This is a genomic window from Paenarthrobacter aurescens (genome assembly GCF_025421775.1).
Lineage (GTDB): Bacteria > Actinomycetota > Actinomycetes > Actinomycetales > Micrococcaceae > Arthrobacter > Arthrobacter aurescens_B.
Window position 1 is genome coordinate 27,924 of sequence record NZ_JAOEFX010000013.1, and the last position, 19,314, is coordinate 47,237.

Sequence of the window (19,314 nt, forward strand, 5' to 3'; positions counted from 1 at the left end):
CCGGTTGGGCGACAGTTTCCTGTTCCCCTCAGGTACCCCGCGGAACGTTCTTCACACGCCGCGCGGCGCAGTTTTCCGCGTCTTGGACGAAAGGAAGCACCCATGGAGAATCCGCCGGCAAGCCCGAAGCCCGGCATCGGACCCGTGCTGGAGAAGTTCAACGACGTCAAGCGGATTGTGGTACTCAGGGGCGGCGGACTGGGCGATCTGATCTACACCTACCCTGCCCTCCATGCCCTGAAGCACGCGTACCCCGGGGCCACCATCACGCTTCTGGGCACCCCCATCCACGCCGCGGTGGTGGCCGCAGTGGACGGGCCGGTTGACGACGTCGAACTCCTGCCACCGACGCCGGGCGTCCGCGACGGTTCCCACAACGGCGGGCGCGAGGACGACGTGGCCGCGCGGGAGGCCATCGTCGAATCCATGCGGGCGAAGGAGTTCGATCTCGGTTTGCAGATGCATGGCGGCGGCCGGTTCTCCAACCCGTTCCTGCTCCGCCTCGCCGCAAAGCACACTGTGGGGACGCGTACCAAGGATGCGGAGCCTTTGGAGCGCAACCTGGACTACGTGTACTACCAGAACGAGCCGGATCGTTGGCTGGAAGTCGTTGGCCTCGCCGGTGCGCCACCGGCCCTAACACCACCTTTGCGTCCGGGACGGGAACACCGCCGGAACATCGTGGGACTGAGGGACGGTCAGCGGAGATCGTTGGTGGTGGTCCACCCGGGTGCCACCGATCCGCGGCGGCGATGGCCGGCGTCGTACTTCGCTGCAGCAGTGGCGGCGCTGACGCGGGAAGGCGCGCAGGTGTTGATCGTTGGCGACCGATCGGAGGAGGCCTTGGCGCAGGAAGTAGCGGCTTTGGCGGTCCGGCAACTGTCCGAAGCAGACCGGCCCGCCGTGCGCTCCGTGGCCGGGGAACTCCACATCGGAGATGTGGCCGCACTTCTGGAGGAGGCCACCGTCATGCTGGCCAGCGACAGCGGTCCACGGCACCTGGCCCAGGCCGTGGGGACTCCGACGGTAGGCATCTTCTGGGTTGGCAACGCGTTCAATGCGGGGCCGAGGGGCAGGGGCTTGCACCGCGTCCATATGTCCTGGGTAACCCGGTGTCCGCGATGCGGGGCGGATGTCACCCAAGTGGGATGGACAGAACCGCACTGCGGCCACGACGACACCCTCATCCAGGGCATCGCCGTGGCCGACGTTGTTCAGGACGTGCTGGACCTTACGGCCACGAGCCTTCTTCTGCGGGGCAAATAAGGAGTTCGCGGACCTCGCTTCCGAACGGCTGGGAGAGGGCGAACACCACTGCCTGCGCCACGTTGGCGGGATCGTTGAGCTTGGAATCGTCCTGCGGCTTGTACTGTTCGTCACGGTCGTCGAAGAAGTGGGTCTTCATGCCGCCCGGGATGATGGTGGTCACGCCGATGACTCCCCCGGTCTCCGCCGCGAGCGCCCGGCTGAAGCCGATGACACCGAACTTGGAGGCGCAGTAAGCCGTGGCATCCGGCAGTGCCCGCAGGCCCAGGGTGGAGGCGATGGTGATGGCGCGGCCGCGGGATTCCTTGAGATACGGCAGAGCAGCCCGGACAACGGACACGGTGCCCAGGAGGTTCACGCCGATGACCTTTTCCCACTCCTCAGCGGGGACATCGCCCAGCTTGCCGCAGCGATCAATGCCTGCCGCAGTCACCACTCCATCCAGCCCGCCCAAGCTGTCGGCGGCCTCCTTAACGGCTGCCTCCACGGCTTCCCGGTCGGAAACGTCCACCTCCAGTGCTTTGGCACCGGAGACGTTGCTGACGTCGCGGTCGAAGACGAAGGGCGTGCCACCGGCATCCCGGATGGCCTCTACGATCGCGGCACCAAGTCCGGAGCCGCCTCCTGTGATGATGACGCGGCCAGGTGTTTGCGTTTTCATGCGGTTCCTTTCGGTTGGTCCTTGCTAAATGTCAGCCGACTTTGGCCAGTGCTGCAGCCAGGCCGCTGGTGGAGCGCGCCGGATGGAAGGGCACTGTGACGCAACGTCCTCCCCACCCCGCAACCAGGCGGGCTTCCGGCAGTTCTTCAGGGATGTAGTCGCCGCCCTTGACCCAGATATCGGGCCGGACTTCGGCCAGGCAGGCCTCCGGGGTGTCCTCGCCGAAAACCACCACGGCGTCAACGCACTCGAGCGCAAGCAGCAGTTCGGACCGGTCTTCCACACTGACGATTGGCCGGTGCGGGCCCTTCAGCCGACGCACGGATTCATCGGAGTTCACGCAGACAATAAGGCAGTCGCCCATGCTGCGGGCGGCCTCCAACGTCCGGACGTGACCGGCGTGGAGGAGGTCGAAGCAGCCGCCGGTGGCCACCACTGTCCCGCCGTTGGCGCGGATGGCACTGGCCAGTTGGAGGCCGTCCACCGTTTGGAGGCTCACGAACCCAAGCCCTTTAAGCCCGACGACGGGACTCACCTTGGGTGCCTCAGCCAATGCTGCAGCTCCTCCCGCGGCGAGGAACGCGGACGCATCCTCCACAGCCCTGGCGGCGGCCTGCGGGAGGTCCAGCCCGAGCCCCAGATGCACGGCAAGGCTACCGGCCAGGCGGTCACCGGCGCCGCAGGGATCGCTGACGTTGGTTTTGGGGGCGGGGATGTCCTGAACCCCGTGATCCCCCGACAGCAGGAGGGCGCCGCCTTCGCCCATCGTCACCAGCACGGCGTTGCTCTTCCACTTCTCCAGCAGGTATTGGCCGGCCCTTTCGGCTGCTTTGCGGGACACATCCAACCCACCCGCCTTCGCCGCTGCCAGCGCCTCCGCACGATTGGGCGTCACGACCCCGACTCCAGTCACGGGCACGGAACCGGCAGGATGCGGATCCCACACCACCGGGACGCGGCGCACGGCTTCAGCGAGCGCGGCACGGATGTCGGTATTGGCAGTGATTCCCCGGCCGTAGTCGGCAACCACAATGGCCTCCGCCGAACCGATGGCTGCCAGCATCCCTGCCGTACAGTGCGGAACAGGAGGCGGGGCGCATCCCTCATCGAACCGGACCACCGGATGTGTTCCAATCCGCACCCGCGTCTTGGTGGGCGTCGGGGCAAGTGGGGCGCCGGCGAGAACCGACACACCGGACAGTGCCCGCCGGAGGTGGCTTGCGCCGTCGTCGTCCGATACTGCCGTGACCAGCGAAACGCTGTGGCCGTCCTGCGCGAGGACGGTCGCCACGAGTCCCGCCCCACCTGCCCGACGCCGGATGTCCGCGACGTCGACCACCGGAACCGGCGCGTCGGGGCTGAGGCGCGTGGCGGACCCGTTGATGTCCACGTCGAGGAGGACGTCCCCCACCACCGTGATTCTCATGGTTGGCCCGCGCCAAAGGAGCCCGAACCGTATGAGCGGGCCCGCTTGGCAACTTCGGCGTCGAAGGCCCTGCAGACGGCATGGACCGCAATGAGATGGCCCTCCTGGGCGTTGGCGGCGATGGCGTCCACGGTGATGGCTTGATCGCAGGCGCCGGCGAGGGGATTGGGGCCAGGGCCGGTCAACGCCCACGTGGCGATGCCGCGTTCCCGTGCTGCCCGCGCGGCGTTGAGCAGGTTGGGGCTCCGGCCGCTGGTGGAGAGAAGAATGAGGACGTCGCCGGCACGGCCATGGGCCCTGACTTGGCGCGCGAAGACTTCCTCGTAGCCGTAATCGTTTGACAGTGCCGTGACGGCGGAGGTCTCCGCATGAAGGGAGATCGCGGAGAACGGTGCACGTTCTTCATCGAACCTGCCCACGAGCTCGGCCGTCAGGTGCTGCGCCTCAGCAGCCGAGCCGCCGTTGCCGGCCGCCAGCAGGCGTTGCCCGGACAGCAGCCGGGTGGCCAGTTCGGTTCCCCACTCGGATAGGCGTCCGGACTGCGAGCGCAGTGATTCCAGGGCGGGCAGGACGTTGTCCAGGTGAGTGGTGACCTCGGCGTTGTGGGTAGGGTCGCCTACGTCCGGGGTCCAGCGCACAGGCAAGGTGTCCGGGACGGTGGTTTCGGGAGTCACAGTGCCGCTCCTTCCAGTGGTTCCAGGTCTTCGCCGGCTTGGACGCCCGCGGCCATGACGGATCGGTAGGCCTTCTCAGTGTCGGAGGCGACCCGTTCCCAGGAGTAGCGGGACCGTGCGCGACGAGCGCCGGCTCGGCCCATATCGGCACGCAGGTCCGGGTCCCCCAGCACCTTTTCCAAAGCCTCGGCGAGCGCTTCCGGGTCACGCGGTGGCACATGCAGCCCTGTCTTCTGATCCACTACCGTCTCCCGGAGTCCGCCCACGGCGGCCGCCACCACAGGCACGCCACACGCCATGGCTTCCAGCGGCACAATGCCGAACGGCTCGTACCAGGGTGCGCAAACCACGGCATCGGCACTGCGGAAGATACCGGGCATCGCGTCCCGTGGAACCTGGCCGCGCATGGTCACTTTGTCCTCAACGCCAAGTTCCTTCGCCAAGGCATGGAGCCGCTGCGCTTCCGGGTCTTCCTCGAGCGTCAGGGCGTCGCCGGAGCCACCAACGATCAAGAGTTCGACGTCCTCGAAGCCCGCCTCCGCGAGGAGCGGCAGCGCCTGGATGACCAGGTCCACGCCCTTACGTTGCACGAGCCTCCCCACGCTGAGGATGCGATGCGTGCGCGGTTTGGGGTCGGCGTCGGACGTTCCGGGGAACAACGTGAGGTCCACTCCGCAGGGCGCAATGGAAATCTTGGATCGGCTGATGCCCAGGGCCTTGAGTTCGAAGACCTCGTCCGGGCAGGTGGCGATGACCCAGTCAGCCGTTCTGCCCACCCAGGGTTCCAGCCATTCCCTGGCCGGTGGGCTGGTATCCGCGGCACCCTGGTGGCGGCGTTTGACGGATCCCAGCGCGTGGAAGGTCTGCACCACGGGCACGGGAAGGGCTGAGCCTGCGCGTCTGGAAGCCTGGATCGCGGCGAGTCCGGACATCCAGAAATGCGCATGGATCAGGTCCGGGAGCTGGCCTGCCCAGTCCGCGCAGATCCCGTCTGCCAGTTCGCCCATGAACGGCAGCAACCCGTCCTTGGGGATATGGCGGGCAGGGCCGGCGTCGACGTGAACCACGGTGAGTCCCGGTCCAACCAGCACCTTTGCGGGAAGGTCCGGGTCGTCACGCCGCGTGTAGACGGTGACCTGGTGGCCGCGGCCGGCCAGGCTGGAGGACAGCGCCGCAACGTGGACGTTCTGCCCTCCGGCGTCAACGCCTCCCAAAGCAGCCAGCGGACTGGCGTGTTCGGAGACCATGGAGATTTTCATGGATGCGTCCTCTCTGTGTCATGGCTGATCTGGGTCACGGCCGATCTGTGTCACGACTGATCTGGGTCACGGCTGACGGAACCTGAACCGGGTTGCGGACTGCTTCCTCCCTGGATGCGCTTGGGGAGGTCGGCCAGGAGTTCGTCCCAGGCCCTAAGAAACTTGCCGAGCCCGTAACGCTGCAGTGCGGCCTCACGGGCAATGATCCCCATGGCATAGGCATCGTCGGGATCGCCCAGGAGGCGCCGGGCAAACCTTTGGAGGTCGCCGACGTCGTTGGAGACCAAGCCTGCACCGTGCGGAATGGCGCGGCTCGCCTCAGTGGTGGCCAGGGCAAGGACGGGCATGCCGAGGTGCATGGCTTCCAGCAGGGCCAAACCCAACGACGTCCAGCGGAGGGGATGCAGGTAGAGGCGGCATCGGGCCAGCTCCTGATGGAGTTTCGGCGCAGGCACGTCGCCGCTGACGCGGAGCTGTTCTTCGCTCAGCCCCAAACCTTTGAGATTGAGGGCTTCGGGCAAGGTTTCCGTTCCCATGCCGAATACCCGCAGTGGTGCCACCGCCGCGAATCCGGGCAGGAGATCCGTTCCCGTGACGCGGCCGCGCCTGACGGGTTCATTGACCACCACGCCCATCTCTTCCCGTTCACCGGTATACAGGGGCCCGGGGTCAGGGATGCCGTGCTCTATCACCGTGGTTGTTGCCGTGCCCGTGTCCCAGAACAGCTGATTGAAGTGGGTCACGTGGACCACCGGGATGTTGCTTTGGTCCGCCAATGGATGCAGGGAAAACGGGACGTCGCCCTTGGGGGTGTTGTGCTCCAGGTAGACGGCCGGGAGGTCGACTCCGGGGCGGCGGCCCAATGTACCGGCAACGGCCGCGATTTCCTCGGGACGTTGCAGGACCACCACGTCCACACTGCCGGGGTCAAGGGTCCCCATATCCACTTCCCGCGCGGCGAGTGGCCATTCACGGCCGCCCCGCCCCAAACCCCAGGCGCCGCCGTCGGACGATCTTGGAAGCAGGTATTCATGCTGACCGCGGACGAATGCCTCCATCCAGCCACCGTGGACATGCCAGACCAGGATCCTCATGGCTTCCAGACCTTCCGTCGTGTGGAAAGGGACGACACGCCTCCCAGGAGCCTTTCAACTGCCTCGACAACCTGCTCCGGGGTCACCGAGCTCAGACAGGGGTGTCCTGGGACCGGGCAAACCCGGGAGCGGCTGTTTTTGCAGGCCGCTTCCTGGTCACCCAGCAGTTCCAGCGGGACGCCATATGGTGCCCATCGGATGGCCGGAACCACGGGGGCGAACAGGCACACCACCGGCGTACCCACCGCTGCCGCAAGATGGGCCGGACCTGTATTCCCGGTAACCACGACGGCGGCACCCGCCAGTACCGCTGCCAGCGTCCGAAGGTTTGTTTCCCCGCCGAGGTTCCTTGCCGAAGGCCCTGCCACCGTTGCCGTGAGCGACGTTTCGCCCGGTCCGCCAGTGACCACCACCCGGTGCCCGTACGCTTCGAGCAATTCCACCGTGGCGGCATTGTGCAGCGCGGGCCACGCCCTGGCCGGTGCTGAGGCCCCGGGGTGAACCACGATGTACGGGCCGTCTTCCGCCAGACCGGCCGCCACAACCCCCGGGTCCGGAGCGGGTGTGATGCGCAGTTTTCCATCGTCACCGTTCGGCAGGACGTGGCCTGCGGCATCGGCAATGGCAAGCGCGCGGACGGCCTCCGGTTGGTCGTCGGAAAAGTCCTCGCCCGGTTTGAGCCGGACGTCGAGGAGCGAACCAGCGTAGTCCGTGGAAGCGCCGGTGATCTTCCGGACTCCCGCAAGGCGCAGGAGCAGCGCGAGCGGGAGCGGAGATTGGTGGAAGGACGTCAGGATAACGGCCTCGTCGATCCGGGAGCTGCGCACAAAGTCGATCAGCCCGTTGGCCATTTCTTCCGTCACGGGTGGTGCCGGGTTGACGATCCACGGGCACTCCCACGTATGCACCTGGGTGACGCCGGGCAGCATTTCCGCGGCGCTTGATCCTTCGGGACCGCAGAGCAGGACGACGTCGTTCGGGCGGCTGCCATCGGCCCGGCTTCCGTTCGCCACGGCACGCAGGGCAGGTCCTGAAAGGAGGACATCGCCCATGCTGTCCAACCGGGCCACCAGGACGCGGCTCATACAGGGGCGTCCTGCCGTGCTGGGTCCGCGGGTGGCGCCGTGTCTTCGTTCAGGAGGAATTCCACTGCATGGCGCAGGTCCTGGGCCACCACGGCGGCAGCATCTATTTCTTCCTGACGTGTCATGGGCGTTGGCACCAGCACCGCACGCGCACCGGCAGCCGCGGCCGCTTCCATGTCCGCTCCTATATCGCCGACGTACGCGGCCTCGGACGGTTCGATGCCAAGTGTGCGGCACGCTCCCAGAATCATTCCGGGGGCGGGTTTCCGGCAGCTGCATCCCTCTTCCGGTCCGTGCGGACAGATCTCCCACACGTCGAAGGGCCCCAGCATCTGCTCTACATGCTGGTTGACTTGGTGCACCTGATCCAGGGTCAGGAACCCACGTGACACACCTGACTGGTTGCTGACGACACCAGTGGCCAACCCTGCCCGGCGTACCTTTTCGAGGGCCGGCAGGGCGCCGTCCATGGGCCGCACCAGCTGCGGGTCGCCGTTGTATGGCACGTCAACGACGAGCGTTCCATCGCGGTCAAACAGGACCGCCTTCAACGTTCCGGTTCCTCCCATACCCGCAACGTTCCCCAGTTCCCTGCGCGCTAAACAGTGCGGCAGTGAGAAGTTTCATGCCGCTAGACTCCTAGCGGGAGGCCACCATGAACACGGCTTTGGACAGAGACGAGAGCAACGATCAACCCCTGCTGCTTGCCCTGCGCGCCCTGAAACTCGGCGACCTCCTGGTGGCAGTTCCGGCCCTCCGCGGCTTGCGCCGGGCCTTTCCGGAACACCGGATCCTGTATGCCGCGCCGGCTTGGGTAGCCGAGGCCTTGGACTTGGTAGGCGACATCCACCACCTGCCCACGCCCGGTCTCGACCATCCCCTGACCGTCCCCCGTGGTGCCGTGGATATTGCGGTGAACCTGCACGGAAACGGGCCTGAGAGCCGCTTGCGGATAGGCGAATTGCAGGCCAGGCGCGTGGTTGCGCATGCGGGCCCAGGGGTCAGTGGGCCGCCGTGGGTCACGGGCTTGCCTGAACGCGAGCGCTGGACCCGCCTGCTCAACTGGCACGGCATCGACGCCGATCCGCTCGACTACCGGTTGAACCGACCGGCCGTTCCTTCGCCACGTCCCGGCGCCACTGTTATCCATGTGGGTGCCGCGTACGGCAGCAGGCTCTGGCCTGTGGAGCGGTTCGCTGATGTTGCAGTCGAACTCACTGCTGCGGGGCACCACATTGTTCTCACTGGTAGTTCATCTGAGCGTGGGCGGGCTGAGGAGACCGCCGCCTTGGCGAGGCTCAAAGGAGCAAACCTCGACGACGGGTTGCTGGCTGGGAGGCAGGGCCTCGCCGAATTCGCGGCAACAGTTGCCGAAGCCCGGCTGGTGGTCTCCGCGGACACCGGCGCCGCACATTTGGCGTCCGCGTATGAGCGTCCGTCCGTAGTGCTGTTCGGCCCTGCTCCGGTCGAAGAATGGGGTCCGCCGCCGGGCCCGCACGTGGTGCTCACCGCCGTCGAACTCCGCCGCGGTGATGTGTTCTCCAGCGATCCTGACCCCGCGCTGATGGCCGTCAGTGTCCGCGACGTTGTGGAGGCCGTGGAGCGGCTGGGCTGCTAAGGACCCTCTTCCGGTGGTAACCCGGGTTGTAATCCTTGGCGTCTAGGGGGCCGTCCCGTCCCGTAACCGGGCTTCTTCGTCCAGCAGCTGCGTTTGGAGCGAGACGAGGATTTTGGACAGCTTGCGCGACACCTGCATCTGCGACATCCCCAGCGCTTCCGCGATAGTGGACTGCGTCTCCTCGCGGTAATAGCGCCGGTAGAGCAGGTGACGGTCCTCAGCACTCAGTTCGCGGATGGCGTTGCGCAGGGCCAGCACGTCCTCCAGCCGATCCGTCGGGCAGCCGAAAGCGGAAAGGGAACCTTGCAGGCCGTCACGCCCCTCGGACGCAGGAGCATCCAGGGAATCCGGGCGCTTGCTGGTACCGGCCATCAGTGCTTCACGCACCTGGCAAGGCTCCAGGCGCAGATCCTCGGCAACTTCCTCCGGCGATGGGGTCCGCTGCAGGGTTTGAGTCAGTTCTTCCGTCCGCGCCAGCACTTGGCGGCGGACGTCCTGGATGGTGCGTGGCGGGCGGACAACCCAGCAATGGTCGCGGAGGTACCGCTTGACCTCACCGGCGATCGTGGGCGCGGCGTAGGCGGGGAAGCTGACGCCTTTGGACTCGTCAAAGCCGCGTGAAGCCTTAATGAGGCCCATGTAGGCAACTTGCCTGACGTCGTCCAGGTCATGCGTGTGGGCGGAATATCTTGCGGCAATCGACTTGGCCAAATTGAGGTGGTCAAGGATCAGGCTGTCCTGAAAACTCTGGCGAATGGAACCTTCCGGCGCTGCGGCGGGCGGACGGGTTGGGTCGTCAAAGGGTGGGATGTGTCGCATGGGCTCAATCCTCGGACCTGCTGGTTAGGGATGAGCCCACGGCAAGACTCCTTAAAAAGAGAAGCACACTTACTATTAGCTTTCAACGGGGTTAGGCTCGAAAGGTAGTCAAATCCACGGATCGGAGATCTACATGGAAGACCCACAACTCGCCGAAACGACTACAGTGGTCGCGGATATTCAAGACCTGCTGCTCAGCACGCCTGATGTCGAAGCGTTCCTGGAGGAGTTGGCCCGGCACTCGGCCAGCATGTTCAGCAGCCCTGAGGCTGAGGTCTACTGCGGAATTACGCTGATGCGCCACCGCACAGCCGGCACTGTGGCCAGCAGCAGCGAACGGGCCAGGCAACTGGACGAGGTTCAGTACGCGTATGCCGACGGGCCCTGCCTCCACGCTTGTCGTGAGGGCACCCAGGTCCACATCCCCGACTTTGAAAAAGACAACACGTGGCCCGACTACAACGAGGCCATCACCGGCCACGGACTCCGTTCCGTACTGGCGGTTCCCTTTCCGCTTCCGGACAACACCTCCATGGCAGGCCTCAACCTGTACTCCGACCGCCCCAACGCCTTTGACCAAGCAGCCGTGCAACGCGCCAACGACTATGTGGGGCAGGCCTCCAAAGGGCTTCAGCTGGCCGTACTGATTGCACAACACAGCCAAACCGCCGCCAACTTGCGGGCAGCCATGGAGTCGCGGACCGTGATCGACGTTGCCACGGGCATCATCATCGCGCAGAACCGCTGCACCCAGGAGGAGGCGATGGAACTCATCAAGAAGGCTTCCAGCAACCGGAACGTCAAGCTCCGAGTGGTCGCCCAGGCCATTGTTGAATCTGCCGGCGGGGGCCCCATCCAGACAGTGTTCAAGTAGGCCGCTTATTGCGGTGGTGTTAGCCCTGCATCGCGCCGATAATTGCGCCCATCGCCGTGAAAGTGACCACGTTGTAGCTGCCGTTGATCGCAAACAGTGTCAGGCTGCGGCGCTCGAACAGGTAGTTGACGCCCAGGGCGGTTGCCACCCAACCCACGCCGGCAGCCAGCCCGGCGAAGGTCCCGAATGCCAAACCACCACGGCCAATGAAGGCTGCCAGGAAAATCGCCATCACCAGGGCAAGAAAAAACGAGCCCACAAAGACGCGCGCCGTTCCGGACTTCAACTGCTCATCGCTCACCCCGGCTGCCTTTTGCCACGGCTTAGCGAACAACAGCGAATACCAAAGCCCGCCCACCACGAACGTAGCCACAGCAGCCAACAAGACAGCGAGCCAATTAATCTGAACGTCCATCGGTGTCCCCTCCTGAGCAGTCCCTGAATGGACAGTACGCCCGGGCGGACCCGAGGTCTTGTAAAAACCCCGCAGGCTAACCGGCTATGTCCTCCAGTGGGACAAACGTGGCGTATTCCGCTCCGTAGTTCTGCACCACCCGAAGGTACTCCGACGGCGTGAAACCACTGAACCGCCGGAACGACCTGATGAGGTGCGGCTGATCGTAGTAATCGGCCAAGTGCAGGAGTTCACGGCCAGGCACTGAACCTTTGGGGAGGGCCGCCGCCTGGTTCACGATCCTGTTGAAACGGCACACATCCGAATACGCCTTGGCCGTGGTTCCGCAATCCCGCATCATGATGCGTTCAAGAGTGGACGTACTGATATCCAGTTCAGCGGCCAGCACGCTGATTTCGACATCCTCTTCCGCGAGGGTTTCAACGGCTTTGACTGTCCTGGAGTCTGCTGGGTAACCCGGCCTGAGGTGCTTCAGCAGGAACGTTGCCAAGGACGCGAAAGCCTGCTCCGGTTCAGCGTCCATCAGATGCGAGCGCAGTTCCGAAAAGCCCGGGAAGATACTTTCAGCATCCACCACCCGGTTCTGAAACCTCGACGGCGGCTGGCTGGTGAACGCTGCAAGGCCATAGGGAGTGAGTCGGGCGCCAACGTTGAAGAGCTGCGCCGGGTTCTCGCTGATGACATAGCTGCGTTGCAGCCCTGCGTAGAAGCCGGTGGAGACTTCCGTAGCGTTGAGGTGGCGGTCGCCCGCCTTCACGGGCGCGCTGGTTTTGGGCGGGCTGATGTTGGGCGGGCTGGTTTTGGGCGGGCTGATGTTGGGCGGGCTGATCAGGCGGTAGGGGTCCGACAGGTTAAGAATCAGGTGTGCCGCTGGCCCTGGGAGGATCTTCTCGTAACGCGCCTGCGGCTGCGCACGGACGAACCACAGCTGGGTGACAAACGGCTGCAGCCCGGGTGGTGCCGGACACTCTTCGTAGAACACAGCCCCAGTCTAGGCAGCACCACCGCCGATCCCGCTCTTATGGGACCCCCCGTCTCTCAGCGGTGAGTGTGACAAAAAAGAGCGAGTTCGGGCACAACAGCAGCGCCTCCGTCCGTGGCGAGCGGCTGTTACAGCAGGCCGCGCAAAATCAAGGCGGCGCCGTCGTCGAGCACTGAGGCGGTGACCTCATCCGCCACGGCGATCACTTCATCCGGAGCCTGGCCCATGGCAACGCCGCGACCAGCCCACGTGAGCATTTCGATGTCGTTGCGGCCATCGCCTACGGCCACCGTGTTGGCCTGGTCCGTGCCGAGCTTGTGGCGCAGGGCCTCCAAGGCGCTGGCCTTGGTGACGCCGTCAGCCGCAATGTCCAGCCAGGCAGTCCAGCCCACCGAGTAGGTCACGCCGGACAGCCCGATGTGCTTGATGGCCTCGTTGAATTCATCCGAGGTGTTCTCGCTGCTGAAGACCACCACGCGGACAGCGGTGGCATCCAACATGGTCTGGAAATCCACGCCGATGGACTCCACGCCGAAACTGGCATCCTGGAATCGCTCGGTGGAGAGGAAGTTACCGTCCTCGTCCTCCAGGGCGTACTTGGCATTGGGCAGCCGTTCGCGCAAGGCCTTCAGGGCCGGAGCGGGATCGAAGGTGGCCTTGTGGATGATCTCGTAGCCGTTATCCAGCGAAGGATCCAAGCGAAGTGTCACGCCGCCATTGCAGCACACGGCGTACCCTCGCTCGAGGCCGATCTGCTTGATAATCGGGAGCGTTGCATTGAGTGAGCGGCCGGTGGCGATCATGACGTCGTGGCCGCCGGCCACTACAGCCTGTGCAGCGGAGCGAACACCCGGCGACATGTGGCCGTCGTGGTCCACAAGAGTGCCGTCGACGTCCAGGGCGATCATGAGCTTGTTGTTGTTATTTGGCTGGTCATCGATGCCAGCAACTGGAGTATCAGTCAAAATAGTCATGCTTACAGTAGAGCAGACACCTCCGACAGTGAACTAGGACCGGCGCCACAGCGGACGATTAACGGGAAATGAACAGTCATCCCTGCGCCGGTCATTGGCCGCTCCTGAGGATGACAAGTTGACGGGTGGCGCGCGTCATCGCAACATAGCGGTCCACGGCGCCTTCGATGCCTGAGCCCAACGTCTCCGGATCGATGAGGACCACGAGGTCGAACTCCAGGCCCTTGGCGAGTTCCGGAGTGCGCCAGCTGACACGGTCCTGCCGGGGCTTCACGGGAATGGCTTCCGGCGCCGTGATGACGCACGCAGTGCCTTCTGGGTTTGCCGCGAGCCAGGTTTCCAGGATTCCGCCGAGCTCCTGCGTTTTCCCATGGCCCACAGGGACGCCACTGCTGCGCACCGAAGTAGGTACGTTGGCGTCCGGGAGCGCCACCCTGATGACCGGTTCAGCTTCAGCCATGACTTCCTCGGGCGTGCGGTAGTTGATGCTGAGGCCAGCCAGCTTCACGTTGGCCAGGCCCACCCTTTCGAGGCGCTCTTCCCAGGACTCGGTGAACCCGTGCCGGGCTTGGGCCCTGTCCCCCACCACAGTGAAGCTCCGCGAAGGGCAGCGAAGCAACAGCATCCGCCACTCCGCGTCCGTCAGTTCCTGGGCCTCGTCCACCACGATGTGTGCGAACGGTCCGGCGAGGACATCCGGATCGATTGCTTCCAAGGCGTCCCGGTCCACGAGCTTGTCCCGCATGTCGTCACCGCGAAGCATGTGCATCTCCAGGTTTTCAGAATCATCAGCTGCAATCAGGTCATCAACAACCCGGTCCATGAGCTCCCGTTCCGCTGCCTGAGCCGCCGCCTGCTTTCTCTTGCGTCGCGGGGCCTCCGGGTCACCGAGCCGTTGCCGGGCTGCGTCCAGAAGCGGCAGGTCCGCCGTCGTCCAGGCTTCGGGGTCTTCACGCTGCAGGGTGGCTCGTTCATCAGGCTGAAGCCAGGGTGCGCAAAGGCGCAGATACGCCGGCACCCGCCAGAGGTCTGCCACCAGTGCTCCGTAGTCCAGCAACGGCCACGCCCGATTGAAATTCGCCTGAAGCTCCGGGGTGAGGGTCAATGCCCTGCGGAGCAGGCCCTGGGGAACGTCGTGCCCAGACATCTTGTCCGCGAGGATTTCCAGCAGCGCATCCCACACATCGTCACGGGCTTCGTTGTGCGGGGTTCCGGGCTCTGCGGCGTCGAAGGCCTCGGCCCAGTCCTCACTGCTGAGCGAGACGTCGGCGTAAGGCGTCTCGACCTCCATGCCCTCGGACGGTGGCTCCTCATGGAACTTCACCGCACGCTCAATCGCTTTCACCATGTCCACGCTGGACTTGAGCCGTGCCACTTCGGGATCACTTTCGGCGGCAGCCGTGGCACCTTCGGGGACAAGATCCCTCAACGTGCATGTCTGCACACCTTCCTCACCCAGGCTGGGAAGGACATCGGCAATGTAGGCGAGGTAAGGCTGGTGCGGACCAACGAACAGGACGTCGCTCTTTCGATGGTTGCTGCGGCGGCTCAGCCGGGGATCCGAATAGAGCAGGTAGGCCGTGCGGTGCAAGGCGACCACAGTCTTTCCGGTGCCCGGACCGCCGTCCACCACTAAAGCACCGCGAGAGCCGGCCCGAATGATCTGGTCCTGGTCACCCTGGATTGTCGCCAGCACGTCCCTCATCCGCGGTGAGCGACTGCTGCCCAGGCTGGCAATGAATGCCGACTGGTCATCAAGGGCAGTGTTATTTTCCAAGCCACCTGTGGTGAACACTTCGTCCCAATAGTCACTGATCCGCCCCCGCGTCCAGCGGAAACGGCGACGACTTACCAGCCCCATCGGATTGGCATGGGTTGCTCCGAAGAAGGGCTCGGCTGCCGGGGAGCGCCAGTCAATCAAGAGCCGGCGCCCTTGGCTGTCGTTGAGGCCAAGCCTGCCGATGTACACGGGGTCCGGACTATCCGCGCTCACCATCCGTCCCAGGCAAAGGTCCAAACCGAAGCGCCGTAGGGCCTTGAGGCGCGCTGCGGTCCTGTGAATCTCCTGGTCCCGGTCCAGTGCAGCCTGGCCGCGACCGCCGGGCTGCTTTCGAGTGACATCGAGACGGTTGGACAGTTCCGCAATAGACTCCGAAAGACTCGCTGCGATGGCTTCGAACTGCTGCTCATCTTTGCCGATCAGCTTCGAATCCGCCTTGCGTTCCAGATGTTCAGGCAGAGCGAAGGCGCTGGTTTTCAGGGGGCTGATTTTAGGCATACCACGACTCCCTTTTCCGTTGGTGATGGGGTTCGTGGATCAATTGTTCGGCACCGGGGGGCCCTTGCCGCAAGCCCCCCAGTGCGTTATACATTGAATATGGAAGGGATAATTCCCTTCCTTTTTTGTGCCCATTCCCCACGCTCCCGCGTTCGTTCGAATTCCCCGCCACACAACGATAAGTGGGGCAAACAACGCGGGGTTTTGACCGCGGGTAGGGTGGTCGGATGCTTACACGAATGACCGGCGCCCAGCTGTCAGCCCTCTATGACGCAGAGAATCAATGGGCTGTGGATGACGACTTCTTCCTGACGTTCGTGAATGAGCGTCCGAACAGCCGGGTGTTGGACCTTGGATGCGGCACCGGGCGGATCAGCTTGGCTGTGGCTGCCCATGGACATGACGTGGTTGGCATCGATCCGAACTCCGCGTCACTCACCGCCGCACGGCAGAAACCCGGGGCAGACAATGTCACGTGGGTGGACGGCACGTCGGCGCAGATCCCCGAAGAGGATTCCTTCGACACGGCGGTCATGACCGCACACGTCGCGCAAGCGATTAATGACGACGCCGATTGGTCACTGACGCTTGCCGACGTGCACCGCGCGCTGGGACCCGGCGGGCGGTTGGCCTTCGATTCCCGGGATCCTGCAGCCAAGGCGTGGGAGCGCTGGACTCCAGGCAACACCAGAGGCGCTCACACGCTTCCCGATGGCTCCATCATGGAAACGTGGATGGAGAGTGTTCTGCTGCCCGGCGGGCTCGTTGCGCTAACCGAGCACCGGCTCCTTGGCGGAAGCCTCGATGAAACAGAGTCGTCGGTCCTGGCGTTTCGCAGCGAGGACCAGCTGCGCCAAGACCTGGGCCTCGCGGGCTTCGAGGTGGAGCGCATCCTCGGAGGATGGGCAGGCGAGGAAGTGGGTTCCGGGCAGGGCGAGTTGATCGTTATTGCCCGCAAGCCCCACTAAGGCGAAGGGTCACCAGGCCAGCCCTCCTATGTGCACAACCCAGGCTGTGGAGGACAGGTGCCAACGAAAAATCCCGCTCTTGTCGGCTATGCGAGCCGTACAACGGCAGGCTTAACGGACAAGAGCGGGATCCGCGGAACCAAAGAGGAACTAGATAACCGGCAGAACCTCAAGCCCGCCAAGGTACTTCTGCAGCGCCTTGGGGACGTTGACGGAACCGTCCGGGTTCTGGTGGTGCTCAAGGATGGCCACGATCCAGCGTGTGGTGGCGAGAGTGCCGTTCAGTGTGGCCACGGCGCGCGTGCCCTTGGCGACGCCTTCCTCATTGACCACACGTTCGCGGATGTTGAGGCGGCGTGCTTGGAACGTGGTGCAGTTGGACGTCGAGGTGAGCTCACGGTAAGCGTTCTGCGTGGGTACCCAGGCTTCACAGTCGAACTTGCGGGCCGCGGACATTCCGAGGTCGCCGGCAGCGGTGTCGATTACACGGTAGGGGAGCTCGCACTTGGCCAGCATTTCCTCTTCCCAAGCCAGCAGGCGTTCGTGTTCGGCAGCTGCCTCTTCAACGGTGGTGTAGATGAACATCTCCACCTTGTTGAACTGGTGCACACGGATGATGCCACGGGTGTCCTTGCCGTGAGAGCCAGCCTCCCGGCGGTAGCAGGAGCTCTGACCCGCGTAGCGGATGGGGCCATCGGAGAGGTCCAGGATCTCGTCCGCATGGTAGCCGGCGAGGGCCACCTCCGAGGTTCCCACAAGGTAAAGGTCGTCTTCAGCGAGACGGTAGATCTCGGCGTCGTGCTTCACATCAAAACCGGTGCCCTGCATCGTCTCCGGACGCACCAAAGTAGGAGTGATCATGGGGACGAAGCCGGCATCGATGGCCTGTTCCATGGCCATCTGCAGCAGCGCCATTTCCAGCCGCGCGCCGACGCCGCGGAGGAAGTAGAAGCGCGAGCCGGAAACCTTGGCACCGCGCTCCATGTCGATGGCGCCGATCAGTTCACCGATTTCCAGGTGGTCCTTGGGCTCGAAGTCGGTGAATTCGCGTGGGGTACCCACGGTCTTGACCACCACGTAGTCGTCTTCGCCGCCCTCGGGGACGCCGTCCACAACGAGGTTTGGAATGACGCGGAGCAGCTCTTCCTGCTTGGCCTGGGCAGCATCGGCCTCAGCCGAGGCGGCCTTCACCGAGTTGGCCAGTTCCTTAACCTCGGCAAGCAGCGCCTGCTTCTCCTCGCCCTTGGCCTGCGCCACCTTCTTACCGAAGGCGTTCTGCTCGGCGCGCAGGTTCTCGTAGCGGATCAGCGCGGCACGGCGGTCGGAGTCAGCAGAGATGATCGCGTCCACGACGGACTCGTCGGCGCCACGGGCGCGCTGGCTGGCACGGAACTTGTCCGGATTTTCGCTGAGGTCTTTTACGTCGATCACCACACAAGAGTATCGAATCAGCCGCGGATTTCCGGCCCGGGGCGGGCAAAGGCTGGCCGCCCCGACCGGGCGGCAAAGAGGGGACGGCCCAGGAGGATAGTGTTGGAGCACCATGAGCGACTGGATCCTGTACGTGATTCTCGCTGGGGGCGTGGCGTTTGCCGTCTCCAGTTGGTGGGGTGTGCGCAGATTGAAAGCCCGGCACATCAGGAGCGCAGTCCGGGAGGACGCCCACAAGCCGGGCGCCGGTGACCAGCGCGTTGCTGTCATCCTCAACCCGGTGAAAAACAATGCGGAAGTAGCGCGGCAGGCCATCATTGATGCTTGCGACCTCGCAGGGTGGGACACCCCAAAATTCTTCGAAACCACCCCGGAGGACCCCGGTTACGGGCAGTCGCGCCAGGCGCTGGCCTCCGGGGCCGACGTCGTTCTGGCGTGCGGTGGCGACGGTACCGTGCGCGTGGTGGCTGAGTCGCTGGCGCACAAGAATGTTGCCATGGGGCTCATCCCGCTGGGCACGGGAAACCTGCTGGCCCGCAATGTGGACCTGGACGTCACGGACGTTGCCAACTGCATCCAGATCGCACTGTTCGGGCATCAGCGCTACATCGATACCGCCACCATGGGCATCGATAACGACATCACCGGCGAGTCAGCCGAGCACACGTTCCTGGTCATCGCCGGCATGGGCCTGGATGCCGAGGTAGTTGGCGACACCAAGGAAGACCTCAAGAGGAGTGTTGGCTGGCTCGCTTACACAGAGGCAGGCGTCCGCCACCTGCCGGGCCGTCGCAAACGAGTCACCATCACCATGGATGACCAGCCAGAGCAGTCCCGGAAGATCCGCAGCGTGCTGTTCGCCAATTGTGGACTGATACCCGGCGGCATCGACTTCATCCCTCAAGCCATGATCGACGACGGCATGCTGGACATCGTGGTGATGAGTCCCCGCAGCGCTTTCGGCTGGCTCGCCATGTACGCAAAGATCCTGTTCAAGCACAAGCGGAACCTGCCGATGATGAGCTTCTACCGCTCGGGGAAGGTCGTCATTCGCAGCCAGGAACCGATGGCGACACAGCTCGACGGCGACCCCTCGGGTGAAGCCACGAAGGTCACGGTTCAGGTGGAGCCAGGGTCCTTGCTGGTCCGGGTGCCGAAGGCCAAGACCGCCTAGACGGCGCCGTTCTCGGGCTGGCCTGCGTTTTTCTCGGCTTCTTCAGCTGCTGCTTTGGCTGCAGCCCGGGCCTCGGACTGCTCCTTGATCATGGCTTGCTCTTCTTCAAAGCGCAGGCGATCCGCACGATCAGCATCGTCGCCGTCCCAGTCATCCTTGTTTTCACTTGAGGGCTTGGGATTGACGATCATGCCCTGGCCGTCTTTGTCATCGCTGTGGACAGTCATGACCGCTCCCTTCATTTGGCATTCATCCATCGTTTATGGATCAGGCAAGCATACGCACAGAAGTATCACCGCGAAAGGGCAATGGTTCT

Annotated in this window: 19 protein-coding genes; 5 read left to right on the forward strand and 14 right to left on the reverse strand. The window is 64.4% G+C overall.

All coding sequences use genetic code 11. From position 1 onward, the window contains the following. Window positions 1-102: 102 nt before the first annotated feature. A complete protein-coding gene (locus N7568_RS21990) occupies window positions 103-1,266 on the forward strand; it encodes a glycosyltransferase family 9 protein (RefSeq protein ID WP_261611883.1) in 1,164 nt (387 codons plus the stop codon). On the opposite strand, the gene N7568_RS21995 is transcribed toward N7568_RS21990, so the two are convergent. The 7 genes from N7568_RS21995 to N7568_RS22025 are packed head-to-tail and all read right to left on the reverse strand — an operon-like array spanning window position 1,232 to window position 8,034. After that, a complete protein-coding gene (locus N7568_RS21995) occupies window positions 1,232-1,927 on the reverse strand; it encodes an SDR family oxidoreductase (protein ID WP_261611884.1) in 696 nt (231 codons plus the stop codon). The genes N7568_RS21990 and N7568_RS21995 overlap by 35 nt on opposite strands. 31 nt (window positions 1,928-1,958) lie before the next feature. Then, the gene (locus N7568_RS22000; protein WP_261611885.1) at window positions 1,959-3,353 is read right to left on the reverse strand and encodes a PfkB family carbohydrate kinase; all 1,395 of its coding nucleotides are present in this window, start codon (window positions 3,351-3,353) and stop codon (window positions 1,959-1,961) included. Further along, on the reverse strand, window positions 3,350-3,997 hold the full coding sequence (locus N7568_RS22005) for a D-sedoheptulose-7-phosphate isomerase (protein WP_261611966.1): 648 nt from the start codon (window positions 3,995-3,997) through the stop codon (window positions 3,350-3,352). Before N7568_RS22005 ends, N7568_RS22000 begins: the two co-directional genes overlap by 4 nt. Before the next feature lie 26 nt (window positions 3,998-4,023). Next, window positions 4,024-5,286, reverse strand: a complete 1,263-nt coding sequence (locus tag N7568_RS22010) for a glycosyltransferase (RefSeq protein ID WP_261611886.1) — start codon at window positions 5,284-5,286, stop codon at window positions 4,024-4,026. Window positions 5,287-5,336: 50 nt separating this feature from the next. Next, window positions 5,337-6,380: a glycosyltransferase gene (locus tag N7568_RS22015; RefSeq protein ID WP_261611887.1), complete on the reverse strand. Its 1,044-nt coding sequence runs from the start codon at window positions 6,378-6,380 to the stop codon at window positions 5,337-5,339. Continuing rightward, on the reverse strand, window positions 6,377-7,465 hold the full coding sequence (locus N7568_RS22020) for a glycosyltransferase family 9 protein (RefSeq protein ID WP_261611888.1): 1,089 nt from the start codon (window positions 7,463-7,465) through the stop codon (window positions 6,377-6,379). Before N7568_RS22020 ends, N7568_RS22015 begins: the two co-directional genes overlap by 4 nt. Then, entirely contained in the window at window positions 7,462-8,034 is a 573-nt protein-coding gene (locus tag N7568_RS22025; protein ID WP_261611889.1) for a D-glycero-alpha-D-manno-heptose-1,7-bisphosphate 7-phosphatase, read from the reverse strand. Before N7568_RS22025 ends, N7568_RS22020 begins: the two co-directional genes overlap by 4 nt. Window positions 8,035-8,120: 86 nt before the next feature. On the opposite strand from N7568_RS22025, the gene N7568_RS22030 reads away from it, so the two are divergent. Beyond that, on the forward strand, window positions 8,121-9,083 hold the full coding sequence (locus tag N7568_RS22030; RefSeq protein WP_261611890.1) for a glycosyltransferase family 9 protein: 963 nt from the start codon (window positions 8,121-8,123) through the stop codon (window positions 9,081-9,083). 42 nt (window positions 9,084-9,125) lie between these two features. Here the strand turns inward: N7568_RS22030 and N7568_RS22035 are convergent, their stop codons facing one another. Next, window positions 9,126-9,902 carry a sigma-70 family RNA polymerase sigma factor gene (locus tag N7568_RS22035; protein ID WP_261611891.1) on the reverse strand — a complete coding sequence of 259 codons (777 nt, stop codon included), beginning with the start codon at window positions 9,900-9,902 and terminating at the stop codon, window positions 9,126-9,128. A 133-nt stretch (window positions 9,903-10,035) separates the two neighbouring features. Here N7568_RS22035 and N7568_RS22040 point away from each other — a divergent pair, with 133 nt between their 5' ends. Beyond that, window positions 10,036-10,776 (forward strand): GAF and ANTAR domain-containing protein, encoded by a 741-nt coding sequence (locus tag N7568_RS22040; protein WP_261611892.1) that lies wholly within the window; start codon window positions 10,036-10,038, stop codon window positions 10,774-10,776. Between the two features lie 19 nt (window positions 10,777-10,795). Here the strand turns inward: N7568_RS22040 and N7568_RS22045 are convergent, their stop codons facing one another. From N7568_RS22045 to helR, 4 genes are all read right to left on the reverse strand, one after another. Further along, window positions 10,796-11,191 (reverse strand): DUF1761 domain-containing protein, encoded by a 396-nt coding sequence (locus N7568_RS22045; protein WP_261611893.1) that lies wholly within the window; start codon window positions 11,189-11,191, stop codon window positions 10,796-10,798. A gap of 76 nt (window positions 11,192-11,267) precedes the next feature. Beyond that, the gene (locus N7568_RS22050) at window positions 11,268-12,173 is read right to left on the reverse strand and encodes a DUF6597 domain-containing transcriptional factor (RefSeq protein WP_261611894.1); all 906 of its coding nucleotides are present in this window, start codon (window positions 12,171-12,173) and stop codon (window positions 11,268-11,270) included. A 128-nt stretch (window positions 12,174-12,301) separates the two neighbouring features. Then, window positions 12,302-13,147: an HAD family hydrolase gene (locus N7568_RS22055; protein ID WP_261611895.1), complete on the reverse strand. Its 846-nt coding sequence runs from the start codon at window positions 13,145-13,147 to the stop codon at window positions 12,302-12,304. A gap of 91 nt (window positions 13,148-13,238) precedes the next feature. Then, complete coding sequence (gene helR / locus N7568_RS22060; RefSeq protein ID WP_261611896.1) at window positions 13,239-15,425, reverse strand: RNA polymerase recycling motor ATPase HelR; 2,187 nt, start codon at window positions 15,423-15,425, stop codon at window positions 13,239-13,241. A gap of 227 nt (window positions 15,426-15,652) precedes the next feature. Here helR and N7568_RS22065 point away from each other — a divergent pair, with 227 nt between their 5' ends. Further along, window positions 15,653-16,393, forward strand: coding sequence for a class I SAM-dependent methyltransferase (locus tag N7568_RS22065; protein WP_261611897.1), 741 nt, complete (start codon window positions 15,653-15,655; stop codon window positions 16,391-16,393). A 150-nt stretch (window positions 16,394-16,543) separates the two neighbouring features. Here the strand turns inward: N7568_RS22065 and serS are convergent, their stop codons facing one another. Beyond that, window positions 16,544-17,824, reverse strand: coding sequence for a serine--tRNA ligase (gene serS, locus N7568_RS22070; RefSeq protein WP_261611898.1), 1,281 nt, complete (start codon window positions 17,822-17,824; stop codon window positions 16,544-16,546). Window positions 17,825-17,936: 112 nt separating this feature from the next. Between serS and N7568_RS22075 the strand changes: the two genes are divergently transcribed. Continuing rightward, a complete protein-coding gene (locus tag N7568_RS22075; RefSeq protein WP_261611899.1) occupies window positions 17,937-18,998 on the forward strand; it encodes a diacylglycerol/lipid kinase family protein in 1,062 nt (353 codons plus the stop codon). Here N7568_RS22075 and N7568_RS22080 read toward each other — a convergent pair. Next, window positions 18,995-19,225 carry a hypothetical protein gene (locus N7568_RS22080; protein ID WP_261611900.1) on the reverse strand — a complete coding sequence of 77 codons (231 nt, stop codon included), beginning with the start codon at window positions 19,223-19,225 and terminating at the stop codon, window positions 18,995-18,997. The genes N7568_RS22075 and N7568_RS22080 overlap by 4 nt on opposite strands. Window positions 19,226-19,314: the final 89 nt, after the last annotated feature.

Coding starts and splice junctions, on each gene's coding strand:
- N7568_RS21990 (WP_261611883.1), top strand. CDS start 103: ATGGAGAATCCGCCGGCAAGCCCGAAGCCCGGCATCGGACCCGTGCTG.
- N7568_RS21995 (WP_261611884.1), bottom strand. CDS start 1,927: ATGAAAACGCAAACACCTGGCCGCGTCATCATCACAGGAGGCGGCTCC.
- N7568_RS22000 (WP_261611885.1), bottom strand. CDS start 3,353: ATGAGAATCACGGTGGTGGGGGACGTCCTCCTCGACGTGGACATCAAC.
- N7568_RS22010 (WP_261611886.1), bottom strand. CDS start 5,286: ATGAAAATCTCCATGGTCTCCGAACACGCCAGTCCGCTGGCTGCTTTG.
- N7568_RS22015 (WP_261611887.1), bottom strand. CDS start 6,380: ATGAGGATCCTGGTCTGGCATGTCCACGGTGGCTGGATGGAGGCATTC.
- N7568_RS22020 (WP_261611888.1), bottom strand. CDS start 7,465: ATGAGCCGCGTCCTGGTGGCCCGGTTGGACAGCATGGGCGATGTCCTC.
- N7568_RS22025 (WP_261611889.1), bottom strand. CDS start 8,034: ATGGGAGGAACCGGAACGTTGAAGGCGGTCCTGTTTGACCGCGATGGA.
- N7568_RS22030 (WP_261611890.1), top strand. CDS start 8,121: ATGAACACGGCTTTGGACAGAGACGAGAGCAACGATCAACCCCTGCTG.
- N7568_RS22035 (WP_261611891.1), bottom strand. CDS start 9,902: ATGCGACACATCCCACCCTTTGACGACCCAACCCGTCCGCCCGCCGCA.
- N7568_RS22040 (WP_261611892.1), top strand. CDS start 10,036: ATGGAAGACCCACAACTCGCCGAAACGACTACAGTGGTCGCGGATATT.
- N7568_RS22045 (WP_261611893.1), bottom strand. CDS start 11,191: ATGGACGTTCAGATTAATTGGCTCGCTGTCTTGTTGGCTGCTGTGGCT.
- N7568_RS22055 (WP_261611895.1), bottom strand. CDS start 13,147: ATGACTATTTTGACTGATACTCCAGTTGCTGGCATCGATGACCAGCCA.
- helR (WP_261611896.1), bottom strand. CDS start 15,425: ATGCCTAAAATCAGCCCCCTGAAAACCAGCGCCTTCGCTCTGCCTGAA.
- N7568_RS22065 (WP_261611897.1), top strand. CDS start 15,653: ATGCTTACACGAATGACCGGCGCCCAGCTGTCAGCCCTCTATGACGCA.
- N7568_RS22075 (WP_261611899.1), top strand. CDS start 17,937: ATGAGCGACTGGATCCTGTACGTGATTCTCGCTGGGGGCGTGGCGTTT.
- N7568_RS22080 (WP_261611900.1), bottom strand. CDS start 19,225: ATGACTGTCCACAGCGATGACAAAGACGGCCAGGGCATGATCGTCAAT.